Source organism: Actinomadura sp. KC345 (assembly GCF_004348515.1).
GTDB lineage: Bacteria > Actinomycetota > Actinomycetes > Streptosporangiales > Streptosporangiaceae > Spirillospora.
In genome coordinates this window covers 24,829-39,795 of sequence record NZ_SMKH01000034.1, presented here as the reverse complement: position 1 = coordinate 39,795, position 14,967 = coordinate 24,829, and the positions used below count along the sequence as shown (strand labels likewise).

Here is a 14,967-nt window from a genome sequence, read left to right as displayed (position 1 = left end):
ATAAGAGACAGGGGGCGCGTAGTTCGTCGGGGGTGGATGCCAGCGTCAGGTCGGGGTAGCGGCGCAGTAGTGCGTTGAGTGCCACCTGGGTTTGCACCCGGGCCATTGAGGCGCCGAGGCAGAAGTGCGGGCCATGGGCGAAGCCCAGATGCGGGTTCTCGCCCTTGGGGCGTGTGACGTCGAGTTCGTCCGGGTCATTGAAGACGCGTGGGTCGCGGTTGGCGGCGGCCACCGAGGCGACGACGGATTGGCCTTCGCTTACGCGTGTGCCGCACAGTTCCGTGTCCTCGCGCGTGTAGCGCGGGATCGTCAGAAGCGTCGGGCCGCACCAGCGCATCAGTTCCTCGACCGCGCCCGGCATGAGGTCGGGGTCGTCCCGCAGCAACTCGCGTTGCCGAGGGTGGGCGAGCAGGGCGAGGACGGCGTTGGCGATGAGGTTGGTCGGGGTCTGACCGGCCATGACGAGGTGCCAGACGAGGGTGACCATCTCCGTGTCGGTAAGCCGGTCGCCGTCGTCGGCCTGCGCGGTGATGAGGTCCGTGAGCAGATCGTCGCCGGGATCGTCGCGGCGGTGGGCGATCGCGGCCTTGGCGCCGTCCATGATGCCGGGGATGGCCATCGCGAAGTCGGGGCCGGCGCCCCCCGCGACGGTGGCGCCGTAGGTACGCCAGCGCATGCGGTCGCTCTCGGGGATGCCGACCCATTCGCAGATGACGTCCATGGGCAGCGGACGGGTGAAGTGGGGCAGCAGATCCACCGTCCCGTCGCTCGCCTGCGCTTCCGTGGCGTCGAGGAGTCCTTCGACGATCGACTCGATCCGCTGCCGGAAGTCGGTGGCGCGGCGTGGGGTGAAGGCGGGGGCGACCAGTTTGCGCATGCGGGCGTGCTCCTGCCCGTTCATCTCGGACATGGTCCGCATGTAGGGCAGGCAGTCGTCCGGTACGTCGGGACGCATGAAGCTGTCGGACCTGATCTCGAAGCGCGGGTCGCTCAGCATGGCCCGTGCCTGTTCGTGGCGGGTCACGACCCACCACGGGTCGATGCCTGGGATCGCCTGGAGGCGCGCCAGCGGGGACTCCTCGCGCACCCGGCCGTAGGCCGCGAAGGGATTCCGGATGACTTCGGCGTCCGTGAGGTCGATCTCGTGCATCTCAGATGCTCCAATCATATGTTCTTAACATCTGGATGGTGACGGTATCTTGGGGCGCTGGGATCAAGCAAGGCACGAGCGGGGGAAACGAATGAGTCAGCGGCGGACCCGGGCGGAGATGCAGGAACACAACCGCGCACGGATCCTCGCCGCGGCCAGGGACGAGTTCGCGCACCGCGGCTTCCGCGACGCCAAGATCGATGCGATCGCCGAGCGCGCGGGACTCACCCGCGGCGCGGTCTACTCCAACTTCCCCGGCAAGCGCGCCCTGTACTTCGCGGTCCTGGCCGACCTCGCCGAGCGGGCGTCCGTCCCGTCCCAAGGCGCAGGCCGGACGGCGCCCGAGGCGCTGGGCGCGTTCGCCCGCGCCTGGGTCAGCCGCCTTCCCCTCAGCACCGAGAGCCCGCGCATCGACACGGACCTCATACCGGAGATCCTCGCGGAGGACCGGACCCGGCAGGCGTTCGCCCAGCTGATGAAGCTCAACGCGATCCTGCTCGGGCTCGCCCTCGAACGGCTGGACCGCGGCGACCGCCTCGTGCGCGTCGCGGAGGCCGCGCTCACCACCCTCCACGGCACGACCCAGATGGCGGCGGCGGCGCCCGGCTTCTCCGACCCGTTCGACATCGTCGCCGTCTGCGAGCGGCTCGCCCTGGCCGTCCTGGACACGGACGGCGGTTGGCCGCCCGCCCACCTGCCCTGGGCGCCGCAGGCACGTCCCGTCGACGAGCCGTGGTCCCCACCACAGGCGGTCGACGTCGTACGCGGCGAGACCGCGCCGCTCACCGAGGACGGCGTGGTGGCCGTCCTCGGACTGCAGCGGCTGGAAGCCATCGAGGAGGCGGTCCGCGCCGTGCCCTCCGGCACCTGGGTCACGGCGGTCATGGTCACCGCCGACCCGGGCGAACTCGGCCCCCTGGCGCGGCTCGTCATCGCGGACGTGTGCACCTGCCTACGGCAGGCGTTCCCGGCGGCGGCGTTGCCGAGGCTGCGCCTGGTCATCGACGAGCCGGGAACCGTCGCCGCCGCGGCCGGCGTCCCGTCCGTCAGCGACGCCACGGAGGCGGCCGTCCGAACACGAGACGCCAAGATCATCGCCCGTGCCGAAGGCCGCGGCGCCTGCCACGCCACCGCCAAGCCCCACGGCTGAGCCCGCCGAGTCCACCATCTGCGCGGACGTCGGCGAACCGCGCGTGGGAGGTCTGGATGGCCTTGGCGTACGTGTCGATGCCGACCAGGCCGTCATCCGGCCCACCGACAGGGAGTTTGGCCTGGTGGCCGTCGTCGGTGTGGTGGGTGCTCGATCTGGGTGATGGTCGCGGTTGCGGCTACGGGGTTTTGCTCGTGCATGGTGAGGGTGTCGCCCGGTTCGAGGTGGCGCCAGTGGGACGGCGTGAGGGGAAGCAGCCTGATCGGGCCATGTCCGCCGGGCGGGATCTCCGGGGCGGACTCTACTCGGATGCGGGCGACGTGCAGCTCATCGTGGCTTTCGGTGGCCGTCCGGTGGATGGACCACATCGGCCGTAGTTGCCCGTTGCCGGGGATCGGGGAGCGGCGGCCTCCCGCGTCCGGGGCGACCAGTCGCAGGTCTGCCCTGATCAGGCCGTGCAGAGTTTCGGATCGTCGCCATTGCAGCCAGGCGACGTCGTTGGCGAGCCACATCTGCTGAGCCGCCTCGATGAGCAGGCCCCAGAACCGGACCGTCTGCCAGCGGATGCCGTCGAAGTCTTCGAGGATGCCCAGTGCGACCTCCCACTCGTGGTGATGGAGGTATTCGCGCACGTCGTCGGCGCCCAGGCCGGCATCGCTCCGTTCGTCCGCGGGGACGAGGTCGGCTGCGTGGCGCAGCAGGTCGGGCACGTCCATGGGAAAGAGTCTGGGGGCTCGACGGCGACGTTGTGCCGGTTGGAACGTGCGGTGGAGGTGTTCGGCGGGCTCGACGTCCTGGTCAACAACGCGGGCGGGCCGCCGCCCGGCGCGGACCTGCCGCGGTTCGGATTCACCACCCCGACGGACGACGACTGGCGCGACATGTTCGAGTTCAACCTGTTCGCGGTCGTCCGGGCGCTGCGGGCGGCGATCCCGCACCTGCTGAAGAGCGACGCGGCGTCTATCGTGAACGTGTCGTCGGGGAACGCCCGTCATCCAGGGCCGATGAACTTCGACTACAACGCGGCCAAGGCCGCACTGACCAACCTGACGAAGGGCCTGTCGGAGGAGTACGCGCCGCAGGGCATCCGGGTGAACACGGTGTCGCCGGGGCCGGTCCGTACGGCGTGGTGGACGGACGAGGGCGGCGCGGCCGACATCATCGCCGGAGCCACCGGCTCTGACCGCGATGCGGTGCTGGAGCGCGGCGCGGCGGAGATGATGAGCCTCACGATCGGCCGTCTCGTCGAGCCCCAGGAGGTCGCGGACGTGATCGCGCTGCTGGCGTCCCCGCGTTCGGCGAGCACGACCGGTGCCGACTTCGCCGTCGATTCGGGCTTCCTCAAGGAGATCTGACCGTCGTCCGCGAGCCCCCGGGCGGGGCTCGCGGACGGCTGCGACGGACGTGGGTGAGGACGGCCTATTCGGCCATGTCCACGTTGACCTGATCGATGATCCAGTCGCGGTCGGCTGGTGTCGGTTCCCGGTCGAGGCAGGAGCGGGCAAGGACCTTGAGGACTTGTTCCGGATCGCAGCCGTAAAGGCCCGCACCCCAGGCCGCGTTGGCTTCGACCACCGCCCAACCACGGTCGTGGATTCGTCCCACGTCCAGGACGGTCGCGGGCGGGACGGGCACTTCGGCGAGGACTTCTTCGGCGTATTGCCTTGCCTCTTGTACGTCGGCGTCTGGGGCTTTCCAGTTCCCGTCTTGTGTGAGGGCGAGTTCACCGTGCAGCAGGTAGGGCGACATGGTGACGACCGTGCCTTCAAGGACGTGGCAGCGGAATTCGACGTCCCAGCTCACCGGCTCGCAGGTGAACACTGGGGTCTCGTCTGGGAGGACGTCCTGCCCGGGGAGTTCCTCGGGAGCCGCGTAGACCTTGCCCTCGAATGCCTTCCGGCCGTCCGCCGGTTTGATGAAGGTGGGTTCGGGGAGGGCGTGCCGGACGTCCCCCAATGTCGACATGCCGATGTGTCGACGTCGATGGCGCTCAGGAAGGCCCGGCAGCCAGCCGGGGGCCACATCGAGCAGCCTCACGCCGAGTTGTGCCGCGATGACCTCGACGAATGTCGGTTCGCCGTAAAGTGCCACGTCGTGCCCGCGCAGCCGTCCCGGGGCACGCCAGCCGCCGAGCCGTTCCGATTTCCAGCCCGCCCGTCCGCATGCGGCGCGCAATGCCTTCGAGTCCGAGGTGTACCGGGGCGAAAGGACGAGGAGCGGCATCGGGCAAGACTAAACGGTAGAAGTGCCGCCTGATCGACGATGGTCATGAAGCGGGGAGGCCCAGCATGGGCAGGCTCGGTTCGAGGCCCTCGATCGTGACGGGCGTCGTGCGGTGCAGGCCCCAGTCGGCGCGGCTCAGGCGTAGCCGGACGTCGACGGTCATGGCTCCGCGGATCACGTGGCGTTCGAGGCCGTCATGCCGGTAGCCGAGCTTGCGCGAGACGGCGTGGGAGGCGTGGTTGTCCTCGAAGGCGGCGAACGTGGCCTCCTCGGCGCCGCCCCGGTCGAGGACGGGCACGATGAGGCTGGAGGTCAGTCCCGCCGGGTTGCGTGGCTTCGGGTGAGGCGGGCCAGCGTCGCGTCGAGGGGGTGGAGGCGGCCGGTTAGCGGCCCGCTGCCGTTCCACCAGCAGATCGCCGAGATCTCCTCGTTGGGCTTGAAATGGTCGTCGTGCGGCGTGGCCGGGGCTGTGTAGAGGGCGGCGTATTCGGTGCGCTGTTCGGTGCCGAGCCTGAAGCGGGCGTAGCCGACGAAGGTCAGGGTCTCCATGTGGATTCCGGCCTCCTCGTGTAGCTCCCGGACTGCTGCTCGGTGCGGTGTTTCTCCCGGGTCGATCATTCCGCCGGGGAGTTCCCAGCACTGCCGGTAGCGGTTGAACACCAGCAGCAGCCGGTGGTCGTCCTGCCACAAGGCCACCAGGGCGGCCGTTAGGGGCGCGTCGTCGGGACAGTCGTGTTCGGCGGTCCGGTAGAACCCGGTCAACGCGTCGCCGTTGTCGTCGCGGGCCAGTTCCTCGTTCATGCCGGACATCCCTTCCGCTGGACGGCGCCCGCCATCAATTAGAGGGCGGGGGGACCTGGGCACCGCGCGGAATTCCGCCCAGACGGCCGTGCCGTTCAGTGCCGGGTGCGTTCCCCAGCTCTTCGATAGCGCATCGACCAGCAGTAGGCCACGGCCGTCTTCCGAGCACGGATCGTGGTGCACGCGTGGTTGGCCCCGGGTGCCGCCTTGGTCGAGGACGGTCACGCGCAGGACGTCCTCGCTGGTGCTCACGATGACGGTGACCTCGCCGTCGCCCGCCCCGGACGCGGTGTGCTCGCAGGCGTTCGCGACCAGTTCGTCCACGCAGAGGACGATGTCGGCCATGGCTTCGTCCTCGATATGCGGGGCCAGGCCGCGAACGAACGCCCGCGCGGCCTGAGCTGACTTCGGCACGCCCGGCTTCGTGATCGTCCCGAGCAGCTTCATGTGGCCAGGCTCCCTGGCCCACGTCTCACACCCCGTCATCGTTCCACTCCTTCTGGTGAGGTTCTCCGCCAGCATGAATGGCCAGGTGAGGCCGCACAATCGCCTTGGCTGACAAGGGGAGCGGGCAACTTTGGGAGTTGAGAGAGGTGGGATATCCCCATCTTCACAAGCGCCATGACAGCCTGTTGCTGATCACTCACACTTGGTGATACGTCGAAGCGACCCCCCACCGTCCGCCGACGGCGCCTCGGTGTCCAGCTACGCAAGATCCGCGAAGAGCGCGGCCTGACCTTGGACGAGGCCGCGGCTCTCCTCAGCATGTCCAAGAGCGCCCTCAGCCGAATGGAGAACGCCCAGGTCGTCGCCCGCGCCCACGAGGTCAACTACATCGCCATGATGTACGGCCTCAAGGAGGACGACGACCTCAGATCCGCCTTGGTCGGCCTCGCCACCGGCGGCCGCTCCCGCGACTGGATCAGACGCCACAAACTCCCAGGAAAGGGGCCCAACTATGGCGAGTACGTCCTCCTCGAACAGGACACCTCGGAGCTCTTCGCCTATCACGCCGACCTCATCCCCGGACTCCTCCAGACACCGGAGTACGCCCGCGCCGTCATGACGTCCGTCCCGGGCAGCGGCGCAGTGGACGTGAATCAACTGGTCGCCTCCCGCATGGCACGAAAGGAGGCGCTCACCAGAACCGATCCTCTTTCCGTCAGTGCCGTGATTGGCGAAGCGGCGGTTCGTCAGTGGATGGGCGGACGTGAGGTCATGATCGCCCAACTCGAGTACCTGCTCGAACTCACCGAGTGGCCGAATATCGAGTTGCGTGTCCTTCCGTTCACCGCCACCAAGAACCCGGGTGTTGACGGATCGTTCGCCGTCCTGCACGTTGAAACGGGGAACTTCCCTATCGTGATCGTCGATGGGTTCCAGCGAAGGATCTTCATCGACGAGGACGAAGGCGTCGCCGCTTACCGAGCCATCCAGGTGGAACTCTGCGGGATCGCTCTTTCGGAGGCTCGGACTCGCGAACGAATCGAACAGGCAGTCTGGGCCCTCCGAAGTGACGCGGCGGGAGGGAATAGTAGGTGACCCATTGGCGGAAGAGTAGCCACAGCGGGAGCTACCCGGAGACCTGTGTCGAGTGTGCGGTGCTGGCTTCGGCGCCGGATGCCGTCGTCGGTATTCGGGACTCGACGGATCCGCAGGGGCCGCGGCTGGTCATGACTCCGGAGGCATGGCGGGCGTTCCTCGTCCGGCTCAAGAGGGGCGCGTAGGGCCCGGGTCGGTGGGCCGGCCGCGGAGGTAGGTCAGGACGGCGAGGACTCTGCGGTGGTGGGTGTCGTCGGTCTGGGGCAGGTCGAGCTTCGTGACGATGCTGCGGACGTGCTTGCCCACGGTCGCGTCCGCGACGGCCAGCCGCCGGGCGATGGCGGCGTTGGAATGCCCTTCGGCGATGAGTGCGAGCACCTCGTGCTCGCGCGGGGACAGCGAGGCCAAGGGATCCCGGCGGCGGCCGATGAGCTGGCGGATGACCTGTGGGTCCACCACGGTGCCGCCGCCCAGGACATGGCGCAGTGCGGCGACGAAGTCCGCGGCGTCGACCACCTGGTCTTTGAGCAGGTAGCCGACGCCGTCCCCCACGACCCTCGTCGCCGCCCGCGGGTGAACAGTCGGCGGTGTCAGAGGTCTTTGACGTAGCGGTGGACCGGGACGGGGACTGTGCCGGTTGAGGTGGGGGCCTGGTAGGTGAGGGGGCCGGTGTCGCGCCAGCCGTGGTGTTCGTAGAAGCGGCGGGCACGGGTGTTGCCGGGGACGACCGCGAGCCATGTCTGCGGGTGCCGTCCCCTGAAGCGGTTCTCTGCGGCTTTCAGGAGGGCGCCGCCGACGCCTTGGCCGCGGGCTGAGGCGTCTACGGCCAGTTGGATGACCTCCCCGTCGTCGTCCCCGAGGATGATCAGGCCGAGGAGGCGATCGTCCGGGTCGGTCGCGACCAGGGTCGTGTGCAAGTGCCTCTCGGCGTGGACGGCGAAGTGGTCGGGGCCGCGTTCGTCCATCAACTCCTGGGGGACGTGGCCCTCGTGGCCGTCCAGCCAGGCCGCCCGCCACAGCGGTGCCAGCCTTGGGAGGTCGGCGGAGCGGGCGGGCCTCACGTTCATCGTCACCCTCCGATATCCGGCGTCTCCGACAAGCCGTCCACGACCAGATGGCGCACCTGCTCAAGGTGCCCGTTGGCGAGCACATCGCGCACCGCGAAGGGCCGCAGATCGGCCGACCCCAGTGCGTCGAGAGGGAGCCACTCCTGCACGATGTGCCCTTCGCGGCTCTTCACGTCGGTGGTGTCGAGGGTCGCCAGCACGTAGTGCTCCAGGGCGTGGACGCGGTGACCGGCATGGACGAAGCGGTTCTCAACCACGAACAGGTAGCGCCAGGAGACCAAGCGGGCGGTCGTCTCCTCCTCGATCTCCTTTCGCAGCCGACTCTCGAAGCTGTCGCCACTCTCGTACTCGCCGCCGATGAACGCGTAGCCGCCACCCGGGGCAGAGTCCGCGGGGCGCTGCACGAGAACGCTGCCGTCATGCACGACGAGCGCCCGCACACTTGGGCGGACCAGGTCGCGCGCCGCCACCGCAGCGAAGAACCGGTCTTCGAGTCCGGACACGGCACTCACACTAGCCCGTGCTGGATCTACCTCCACCACCAGCGGCGCCCGCGCTGTTTCGCGCACCGCACGGACGCCGGCGCACTGGCCGCCTCGGGACATGGATCGAGGGTCGCCTATCCAGAATATTGAAGGGCAGATTGAGAAAATCAAGATAGTTGCCTTGCTTGCTTAAGAAGATCTAGATACTGTCGCCTTCGGGCAGGTTGCCGAGAGTGAGGGGGCGAAGGGTGGAGTGGCAGCAGTTGACGGACCTGACGCGCGGACAGCCGTTCGTGGTCGAGCGGGTCAGGCTGGCCGACAGCGGTGTCGTGGTCGAGGGGGAGTTCGAGCCGCCGCAACTCGCTCAGCTCGGTGTCGACGATCAGGTGTTCGTTGCCGCGTTCGTGCGGTCGCACGGCTCGATCAAGGAGATGGAGCGGATCTTCGGGGTGAGCTACCCGACGATCAAGTCCCGGCTGAACCGGATCGCGGGGCACCTCGACTTCGTCGACGTCGACCCGGCGCCCACCGGTGCCGACGTCGTCGACCGCTTGCGGCGAGGGGAGATCAGCGCCCGGGAGGCGCTGGCCGCGCTGGAGGGGTCCTGATGGTCCCGCAACTGGTGACGGTGAGCCACCGCCACCGCGGCGGCCGCCGGCTGCGGCTGTACGTCCCCGTCGTGCCGATGCTGCTGGTGCTGTCACCGCTGCTGGTGTTCGCCGTGCCGGCCGGACTGGTCGCATGCCTGGTCTTCCGGGTGAGCCCGATGGGGGCACTGCGCGGCACGGGGGAACTGCTGTGGGCGCTGCCCGGTGCCCGCATCGAGATCGAACAGGGCCGGACGGCCGTGCTGGTGAGCGTCAGATAGTAAGCGAGGAGAGGCAATTGAACGAGCAGCGCCGCCAGATCCTGGAGATGCTGGCCGAGGGGAAGATCACCGCGGACGAGGCCGAGCGGCTGATCGACGCCCTCGAAAGACAACAGCCCGAGTCGCCGCCGACGGTCGCGTCCCGCCCGAAACCCCGTCCCAAGTATCTGCGCGTGATGGTCAGCTGGTCGGACGACACCGGCGGCGACGGACCAGGCCGGGTCAACATGCGGATCCCGCTGCAACTGCTGCGCGCCGGGGTCCGGCTCGCGAGCCTCGTCCCTCCGCAGGCGCTCGTCAAGGTCAACGCGGAGCTGGACAAGTCCGGGATACCGATCGACCTCACCGAGCTCAAGCCGCAGCACATCGAGGACCTCGTCGATCAGCTCGACGACCTCACCCTCGACGTCGACGACGCCGACGCGAAGGTGCAGGTGTTCTGCGAATGATCCCGCAACGGGAGAACCCGATGACGACGTATGCGATCCATGTGCAGGGTCTTGAGAAGTCCTACAAAGAGCTGCGCGTGCTGCGCGGCGTGGACTTCGGTGTGGCGCCGGGCAGCATCTTCGCCCTGCTCGGCTCCAACGGCGCCGGCAAGACCACGGTCGTGAACATCCTGTCCACGCTGCTCAAGTCCGACGCGGGGACCGCCGGAGTCAACGGCTTCGATGTCGCCGCGCGACCGGAAGACGTGCGCGAGTCCATCAGCCTCACCGGGCAGTTCGCGGCCGTCGACGAGATCCTCACCGGGCGGGAGAACCTCGTGTTGATCGCCCGGTTGCGCCACCTCAAGGACCCGGGCGGCATCGCGGACGACCTGCTCGGCCGCTTCTCGCTGACCGGCGCGGCCTCGCGGAGGGTGTCGACGTATTCGGGCGGCATGCGCCGCCGCCTCGACATCGCGATGAGCCTCATCGGGAATCCGCCGGTGATCTTCCTCGACGAGCCGACGACAGGGCTCGATCCCCAGGCACGCATCGAGGTGTGGCAGGCCGTCAGGGACCTCGCCGGGCGCGGCACGACGGTGCTGCTCACGACGCAGTATCTGGACGAGGCCGAGCAACTCGCCGACCGCATCGCGATCCTCCACCAGGGCCGGATCATCGTGAACGGAACCCTCGCCGAACTCAGGCGGCTGCTCCCGCCCGCTGAGGTCGAGTACGTCGAGAGGCAGCCGTCCCTTGAGGACGTTTTCTTGGCCATCGTCGGCGGCGACGGTAAGGGCGGCGTCGGCGGCGACGGCAAGGGCGGCGTCGGCGGCGACGGCAAGGGCGGCGTCGGCGACGACCGCAGCGTCCGCACGACGAGCGAGGGGCGGTCATGAACAAGCGTTTCCTCGGCGACACCGCCGTCCTGCTTCAGCGGTCGCTGCGCCACATCATGCGCAGCCCGGACACCATCATCACGACCACGATCATGCCGATCGCCTTCATGCTGCTGTTCGTCTACGTGTTCGGCGGCGCGATCAAGCCCGGGTCGGGATCGTACGTGAACTACCTGCTGCCCGGCATCCTGCTCATCACGATCGCTTCGGGCATCTCCTACACCGCGTTCCGGCTCTTCCAGGATCTGCAGGGCGGCGTCTTCGCACGTTTCCAGTCCCTGCCGATCGCGCGGTCGTCCTTCCTGTGGGCCCACGTGCTGACCTCGCTGGTCGCCAACATGATCTCGCTCGTGGTCGTCGTGCTCGTCGCCCTCCTCATGGGCTTCCGTTCGGGGGCGGGAATGGCGGCATTGCTCGCGGTCGCCGGCATCCTGATCCTGTTCACCCTGACGTTGACGTGGATCGCGGTCATCCCCGGCCTGTCCGCCAAGTCCCCCGACGGCGCGAGTGCGTTCTCCTACCCGCTCATCTTCCTGCCGTTCATCAGCTCGGCCTTCGTGCCCACCGGCACCATGCCCGGCCCGGTGCGGGCGTTCGCCGAGCACCAGCCGGTGACGTCCATCGTCAACACGATCCGCGACCTGCTCACGGAGCAGCCCGTCGGGACCGGCATCTGGACCGCCCTCGCCTGGTGCCTCGGCGTTCTCATCGTCGGGTACGCGTTCGCGATGGTCACCTATCACCGCAGAATCGCCTAGATCACCGTTCGCGGCCGGGTGTCAGGGCGGCGGCGGCCACGGCTGAGACGGCGGCGGCGACCGCGGCGAGGACGAAGCCGTTCGTGAAGCCGGAGAGGGTGTCGCCGACGAGGCTGGCCGCGGCGACGCTGGAGATGACGGCGGCTCCGATGGACGCGCCGAACTCGTGGAACGTGCTGACGATGCCGGACGCGATGCCGGACTCGTGGGGGGCTACCTGCCCGAGAGCCGTTGCCGAGGCGACGACGAACATCGCTCCCGTCCCGGCGCCCGCGATGGCGGTGCCGGCCACCACGGTCGCCGGGTGCATCGAGACGGCGGGGACGGCCATGCCGAGCGCGGCGGTCACCAGGCCGGTCACGGCGAGGCGGCGTGCGCCCGTCGTGGCGATCGCCCGGCCGGTGAGGTTGGCTCCGAGCATCGTCGCGATCGCGACCGGCAGGAACAGCAGGCCGGTCTGGAGGGCGTTGAAGTCCTCCGCGTGCTGGAAGTAGAAGGTGCCCAGGAAGAACACCGCGATCATCAGGGCGGTCGCCATCAGGATCAGGAACGTGCCGGTGGCCACCGGGCGCCGGACCAGCAGCGCGACGTCCATCATGGGCGACTTGGCGGTCTTCTGCCTGACCACGAACGCCACGTATCCGACTGCGGCGAGCAGCACGAGCGCGGCGGTCGCGATGGTGAGCCAGCCGTCGTCTCCCGCGCGGATGAACGCGTAGATCAGCGCGGCGGACGAGGCCGTGACCAGCAGCGCGCCCAGGACGTCCAGGCGGGGACGTGGTGCGGTCGCCGTCTGCCGCGGCAGCATCCGGGCGAGGGCGGCGAGGATGACGAGCCCGATGGGCACGTTGACGTAGAAGACCCAGGGCCAGCCGGGGCCCGCCGTGAGCAGCCCGCCCAGGAGTACGCCGAGGGCCGCGCCGCCGCCCCCGAGCGCGGACCAGACACCGAGCGCCTTGTTCCGCTCGTCGCCGTCGAACAGGTGCACGACGAGCGACAGGGCCGCCGGGGACATCAGTGCCGCGCCGAGTCCCTGCGCGATGCGGCCGCCCAGGAGCAGGGCGGCCGAGCCGGCGAATCCGGTCACCAGCGACGCCGCCGTGAAGATCAGCAGGCCGGCGAGGACGACCCGCTTGGCGCCGATCAGGTCGGCGGCCCGTCCGCCGAGGAGCATGAGGCCGCCGAACGTCAGCGTGTAGGCGCTGACCGTCCAGGTGACGGCCTGGCGGCCCAGGTCCAGGTCGGCCTCGATGTTGGGCAGCGCGATGGCCACGACGGTGACGTCGAGGATCAGCATGAGCTGGGCCACGCCCAGGAACCCCAGGATGCGCCACCGCAGCGGGTGCGGCGAGCCGTTCCGCTCGGCCTTGTCGTGGACGTCCTCGGTCATCGTGATCTCCTTAACTCGTACGTCGGTATACGACTTATGGAGGGAGAGTAACACGTACTTCGGCGTACGAGTTAGGGTGATGGCATGTCTACCGCCACATCCGGCCGGCGTCGGCGCGCGGACGCCGAGCGGAGCATCGCCCGCATCGTCTCCGCGGCCCGCGAGTGCCTGAGCGAGAATCCGGCCGCGAGCATCGACGACATCGCCAAGGCCGCCGGGGTGGGCCGGATGACGCTCTACGGCCACTTCCGCAACCGGGCGGAGCTGGTCGAAGCCGCCCTGGCGGACGCGCTGCGCACCGGCGAAGAGATCCTTTCGGGGGTCGACCTCACCGGAGACGCGCGGGACGCGCTGAGCCGGCTGCTCGAATCGAGCTGGTCGCTGGTGGCCGAGTCCACGGCGCTGCTGGCGGCGGCCCAGAGCGCCCTTCCGGCCGGACGCATCCGCCAGTTGCACGGCGCCCCGGCCGAGCGAGTCGAGGAACTCATCCGCCGAGGCCAGGATCAGGGCGCGTTCCGCACCGATCTGCCGATGACCTGGCTGGTCAACGTCATCCAGCACGTGTTGCACGGTGCCGCGGAAGAGAACCGGACCGGGCGCCTCAAGCCGGAGCGGACCGGCCACGTCGTGATCGCCACGGTCCAGTCGATCCTGGCCGTCCCCGCCGCGCCGGAGCACTGACCCGCGAGCACATCCAGCTCAAGCCGGTCAGCGTGGTCGACACGCCGCAGGCTGCCCACCTGCTCGACGACATCGTGAAGCGACCCCGTTTCCGCAGACGACGTGTCACTCGACGGTGCCGGGTGATCGTCCAGGGCAGGATGGCCGGGTGAACGAACTCGAAGAAGGCACCCGGCTCACCCTGGACTTCGACAAGCTCGCCGGTGTGGCGGCGACCGGGGCGCGGGTCGTCCCCGTGGTCCTGCAGGACGCGGGCAGCGGCGACGTCCTGTTCATCGGCTACGCGAACGACCAGGCCCTCAAGGCGACGCTGGACGAGCGGATCGCCGTCCTGTGGTCGACGTCCCGCAACGAGCTGTGGCGCAAGGGCGCGTCGTCGGGGGACGTCCTCGAACTCGTGGACGTCCGCGTCAACTGCGAGCAGAACTCACTGCTCTACCTGGTGAACCGGACGACCGGCGGCGCCTGCCACACGACCCTTCCGTCCGGCGAGGCCCGCCCCACCTGCTACTACCGCTCACTCACCGACCTGACGACCCTCCGCCACCTCCCGATGGACTGATGCGCCAGGTGGCGACCGGAACCGCCGCCATGGGTGGCGGTCAGGCCGATTGTGGTCAGGAGGGTGGAGGGGTGATCACCGGGCTGCGACGTTGGTGCCGAGCGCTCCCTGTTCGACGGGACCAGGGCCGCGCTGAGGGATGCGGGGGTCGCGGATGCGCCGCTTGGTCGCTTCGGCTCTGGTGAGCTGCCTCGCCCTGGCCGGATGCGGGGACGCGGAGGAGGCGTCCATCCTCGCGAAATCCACATTGGTCGCCGGAGTGCGGCCGGACCTGCCGGGGATCGGGTTCCGGCGGGCGGACGGGACGTTCGAGGGCCTGGACGTGGACGTGTCGCGCTACCTGGCGGAGCGGATGGGGAAGAAGGTCCGGTTCGTCCCCGCGCTGGCGGCCGACCGGGAGCGGCTCCTCCAGACCGGGAAGGTCGACATGGTGCTGACGTTCTGGCTGGAGCCGGAGTGGAAGCAGCGGCTCGCGTTCGCCGGGCCGTACCTCCTGTCGTACCAGGACATCCTCGTGCGGGACGACGAGCGCGACATCCGGAACGTTCAGGACCTGGAGAAGCGCGAGATCTGCGCCGTCACCGGCTCCGGGGCGGCGGAGGCGGTGACCGTGGAGCGGGAGGTCGCGGCCGTGCCGGTGGCGGCGCGGTCCTACGCCGACTGCATGACGATGCTGGGGGACGGCCGGATCGACGCCGTCACGACCAACGACACGATCCTGGCCGGGCTGAAGACGCGGCAGGGCGGCGACTTCCGCCTGCTGAACTCCCGCTTCGGCGAGCGGCGGACGGGCATCGCGATCCGCAAGGGCGACCCCGGCGGCTGCGAGGCGCTCAACAAGGCGATCACCCAGATGTACCAGGCCGGAGCGATGTCGAGGTTCATGCACAAGTGGTTCGGCTCGTCCGGCCTCGACCTGTCGGACGTCGACGTCCCCCAGTTCGAAGGCTGCCTCTGACCGCG

20 protein-coding genes and 2 pseudogenes are annotated in these 14,967 nt (G+C 69.2%); 13 read left to right on the top strand and 9 right to left on the bottom strand.

Going from position 1 to position 14,967, the window contains the following annotated elements; translation table 11 throughout:
* Positions 1-1,150 (bottom strand): cytochrome P450 (locus E1281_RS08770; RefSeq protein WP_165958836.1); only part of this gene is annotated, 1,150 nt, incomplete at its 3' end.
* Positions 1,151-1,241: 91 nt separating this feature from the next.
* Between E1281_RS08770 and E1281_RS08765 the strand changes: the two genes are divergently transcribed.
* Positions 1,242-2,300 carry a TetR/AcrR family transcriptional regulator gene (locus E1281_RS08765; RefSeq protein ID WP_131876751.1) on the top strand — a complete coding sequence of 353 codons (1,059 nt, stop codon included), beginning with the start codon at positions 1,242-1,244 and terminating at the stop codon, positions 2,298-2,300.
* Positions 2,301-2,392: 92 nt separating this feature from the next.
* On the opposite strand, the gene E1281_RS08760 is transcribed toward E1281_RS08765, so the two are convergent.
* Positions 2,393-3,016 (bottom strand): hypothetical protein, encoded by a 624-nt coding sequence (locus E1281_RS08760; RefSeq protein WP_131876749.1) that lies wholly within the window; start codon positions 3,014-3,016, stop codon positions 2,393-2,395.
* A gap of 39 nt (positions 3,017-3,055) precedes the next feature.
* On the opposite strand from E1281_RS08760, the gene E1281_RS08755 reads away from it, so the two are divergent.
* Positions 3,056-3,655, top strand: coding sequence for an SDR family oxidoreductase (locus tag E1281_RS08755; protein WP_243716718.1), 600 nt, complete (start codon positions 3,056-3,058; stop codon positions 3,653-3,655).
* Between the two features lie 64 nt (positions 3,656-3,719).
* On the opposite strand, the gene E1281_RS08750 is transcribed toward E1281_RS08755, so the two are convergent.
* The 3 genes from E1281_RS08750 to E1281_RS08740 are packed head-to-tail and all read right to left on the bottom strand — an operon-like array spanning position 3,720 to position 5,771.
* Complete coding sequence (locus tag E1281_RS08750; RefSeq protein ID WP_131876745.1) at positions 3,720-4,523, bottom strand: ATP-grasp domain-containing protein; 804 nt, start codon at positions 4,521-4,523, stop codon at positions 3,720-3,722.
* A gap of 43 nt (positions 4,524-4,566) precedes the next feature.
* A complete protein-coding gene (locus E1281_RS08745) occupies positions 4,567-4,821 on the bottom strand; it encodes a GNAT family protein (protein ID WP_131876743.1) in 255 nt (84 codons plus the stop codon).
* Between the two features lie 14 nt (positions 4,822-4,835).
* Positions 4,836-5,771 (bottom strand): NUDIX domain-containing protein, encoded by a 936-nt coding sequence (locus tag E1281_RS08740; protein WP_165958835.1) that lies wholly within the window; start codon positions 5,769-5,771, stop codon positions 4,836-4,838.
* Positions 5,772-6,026: 255 nt separating this feature from the next.
* On the opposite strand from E1281_RS08740, the pseudogene E1281_RS42545 reads away from it, so the two are divergent.
* From E1281_RS42545 to E1281_RS08730, 3 genes and pseudogenes are all read left to right on the top strand, one after another.
* Positions 6,027-6,188: pseudogene (locus E1281_RS42545) on the top strand (helix-turn-helix domain-containing protein); the annotation flags it as partial.
* Positions 6,165-6,866: a DUF5753 domain-containing protein gene (locus E1281_RS08735; protein WP_347813275.1), complete on the top strand. Its 702-nt coding sequence runs from the start codon at positions 6,165-6,167 to the stop codon at positions 6,864-6,866. The pseudogene E1281_RS42545 and the gene E1281_RS08735, both read left to right, overlap by 24 nt.
* A complete protein-coding gene (locus E1281_RS08730) occupies positions 6,863-7,051 on the top strand; it encodes a DUF397 domain-containing protein (RefSeq protein WP_131876738.1) in 189 nt (62 codons plus the stop codon). Before E1281_RS08735 ends, E1281_RS08730 begins: the two co-directional genes overlap by 4 nt.
* Here E1281_RS08730 and E1281_RS08725 read toward each other — a convergent pair.
* From E1281_RS08725 to E1281_RS08715, 3 genes and pseudogenes are all read right to left on the bottom strand, one after another.
* Positions 7,035-7,415 (bottom strand): annotated as a pseudogene (locus tag E1281_RS08725) (response regulator transcription factor); the annotation flags it as partial. The gene E1281_RS08730 and the pseudogene E1281_RS08725 sit on opposite strands and share 17 nt — an antisense overlap.
* Before the next feature lie 41 nt (positions 7,416-7,456).
* On the bottom strand, positions 7,457-7,933 hold the full coding sequence (locus tag E1281_RS08720; protein ID WP_131876736.1) for a GNAT family N-acetyltransferase: 477 nt from the start codon (positions 7,931-7,933) through the stop codon (positions 7,457-7,459).
* Between the two features lie 2 nt (positions 7,934-7,935).
* The gene (locus E1281_RS08715) at positions 7,936-8,436 is read right to left on the bottom strand and encodes an NUDIX domain-containing protein (RefSeq protein ID WP_165958834.1); all 501 of its coding nucleotides are present in this window, start codon (positions 8,434-8,436) and stop codon (positions 7,936-7,938) included.
* Positions 8,437-8,681: 245 nt separating this feature from the next.
* Here E1281_RS08715 and E1281_RS08710 point away from each other — a divergent pair, with 245 nt between their 5' ends.
* The 5 genes from E1281_RS08710 to E1281_RS08690 are packed head-to-tail and all read left to right on the top strand — an operon-like array spanning position 8,682 to position 11,371.
* Positions 8,682-9,026, top strand: coding sequence for a DUF2089 domain-containing protein (locus tag E1281_RS08710; RefSeq protein ID WP_207943183.1), 345 nt, complete (start codon positions 8,682-8,684; stop codon positions 9,024-9,026).
* Positions 9,026-9,286 carry a hypothetical protein gene (locus tag E1281_RS08705; RefSeq protein ID WP_131876732.1) on the top strand — a complete coding sequence of 87 codons (261 nt, stop codon included), beginning with the start codon at positions 9,026-9,028 and terminating at the stop codon, positions 9,284-9,286. The genes E1281_RS08710 and E1281_RS08705 overlap by 1 nt, the downstream gene beginning before the upstream one ends.
* A gap of 17 nt (positions 9,287-9,303) precedes the next feature.
* Complete coding sequence (locus tag E1281_RS08700; RefSeq protein WP_131876731.1) at positions 9,304-9,735, top strand: hypothetical protein; 432 nt, start codon at positions 9,304-9,306, stop codon at positions 9,733-9,735.
* Between the two features lie 20 nt (positions 9,736-9,755).
* Positions 9,756-10,613: an ATP-binding cassette domain-containing protein gene (locus E1281_RS08695; RefSeq protein ID WP_131876729.1), complete on the top strand. Its 858-nt coding sequence runs from the start codon at positions 9,756-9,758 to the stop codon at positions 10,611-10,613.
* On the top strand, positions 10,610-11,371 hold the full coding sequence (locus tag E1281_RS08690; protein WP_131876727.1) for an ABC transporter permease: 762 nt from the start codon (positions 10,610-10,612) through the stop codon (positions 11,369-11,371). Before E1281_RS08695 ends, E1281_RS08690 begins: the two co-directional genes overlap by 4 nt.
* 1 nt (position 11,372) lies before the next feature.
* Here E1281_RS08690 and E1281_RS08685 read toward each other — a convergent pair whose 3' ends face one another.
* Complete coding sequence (locus E1281_RS08685; RefSeq protein WP_131876725.1) at positions 11,373-12,761, bottom strand: MFS transporter; 1,389 nt, start codon at positions 12,759-12,761, stop codon at positions 11,373-11,375.
* Positions 12,762-12,845: 84 nt separating this feature from the next.
* Between E1281_RS08685 and E1281_RS08680 the strand changes: the two genes are divergently transcribed.
* The 3 genes from E1281_RS08680 to E1281_RS08670 all read left to right on the top strand — a co-directional run bounded on the left by E1281_RS08680 (position 12,846) and on the right by E1281_RS08670 (position 14,962).
* Positions 12,846-13,442 carry a TetR/AcrR family transcriptional regulator gene (locus E1281_RS08680; protein WP_131876723.1) on the top strand — a complete coding sequence of 199 codons (597 nt, stop codon included), beginning with the start codon at positions 12,846-12,848 and terminating at the stop codon, positions 13,440-13,442.
* Between the two features lie 148 nt (positions 13,443-13,590).
* Positions 13,591-14,004, top strand: coding sequence for a phosphoribosyl-AMP cyclohydrolase (locus E1281_RS08675; RefSeq protein ID WP_131876721.1), 414 nt, complete (start codon positions 13,591-13,593; stop codon positions 14,002-14,004).
* A 154-nt stretch (positions 14,005-14,158) separates the two neighbouring features.
* Positions 14,159-14,962: a transporter substrate-binding domain-containing protein gene (locus E1281_RS08670; protein ID WP_131876719.1), complete on the top strand. Its 804-nt coding sequence runs from the start codon at positions 14,159-14,161 to the stop codon at positions 14,960-14,962.
* Positions 14,963-14,967: the final 5 nt, after the last annotated feature.

Excerpts from the sequence above, each read along its gene's own strand:
- E1281_RS08765 (WP_131876751.1), top strand. The coding sequence starts at position 1,242 with ATGAGTCAGCGGCGGACCCGGGCGGAGATGCAGGAACACAACCGCGCA.
- E1281_RS08760 (WP_131876749.1), bottom strand. The coding sequence starts at position 3,016 with ATGGACGTGCCCGACCTGCTGCGCCACGCAGCCGACCTCGTCCCCGCG.
- E1281_RS08750 (WP_131876745.1), bottom strand. The coding sequence starts at position 4,523 with ATGCCGCTCCTCGTCCTTTCGCCCCGGTACACCTCGGACTCGAAGGCA.
- E1281_RS08740 (WP_165958835.1), bottom strand. The coding sequence starts at position 5,771 with ATGAAGCTGCTCGGGACGATCACGAAGCCGGGCGTGCCGAAGTCAGCT.
- E1281_RS08735 (WP_347813275.1), top strand. The coding sequence starts at position 6,165 with ATGATGTACGGCCTCAAGGAGGACGACGACCTCAGATCCGCCTTGGTC.
- E1281_RS08720 (WP_131876736.1), bottom strand. The coding sequence starts at position 7,933 with ATGAACGTGAGGCCCGCCCGCTCCGCCGACCTCCCAAGGCTGGCACCG.
- E1281_RS08705 (WP_131876732.1), top strand. The coding sequence starts at position 9,026 with ATGGTCCCGCAACTGGTGACGGTGAGCCACCGCCACCGCGGCGGCCGC.
- E1281_RS08695 (WP_131876729.1), top strand. The coding sequence starts at position 9,756 with ATGACGACGTATGCGATCCATGTGCAGGGTCTTGAGAAGTCCTACAAA.
- E1281_RS08690 (WP_131876727.1), top strand. The coding sequence starts at position 10,610 with ATGAACAAGCGTTTCCTCGGCGACACCGCCGTCCTGCTTCAGCGGTCG.
- E1281_RS08685 (WP_131876725.1), bottom strand. The coding sequence starts at position 12,761 with ATGACCGAGGACGTCCACGACAAGGCCGAGCGGAACGGCTCGCCGCAC.
- E1281_RS08680 (WP_131876723.1), top strand. The coding sequence starts at position 12,846 with ATGTCTACCGCCACATCCGGCCGGCGTCGGCGCGCGGACGCCGAGCGG.
- E1281_RS08670 (WP_131876719.1), top strand. The coding sequence starts at position 14,159 with ATGCGCCGCTTGGTCGCTTCGGCTCTGGTGAGCTGCCTCGCCCTGGCC.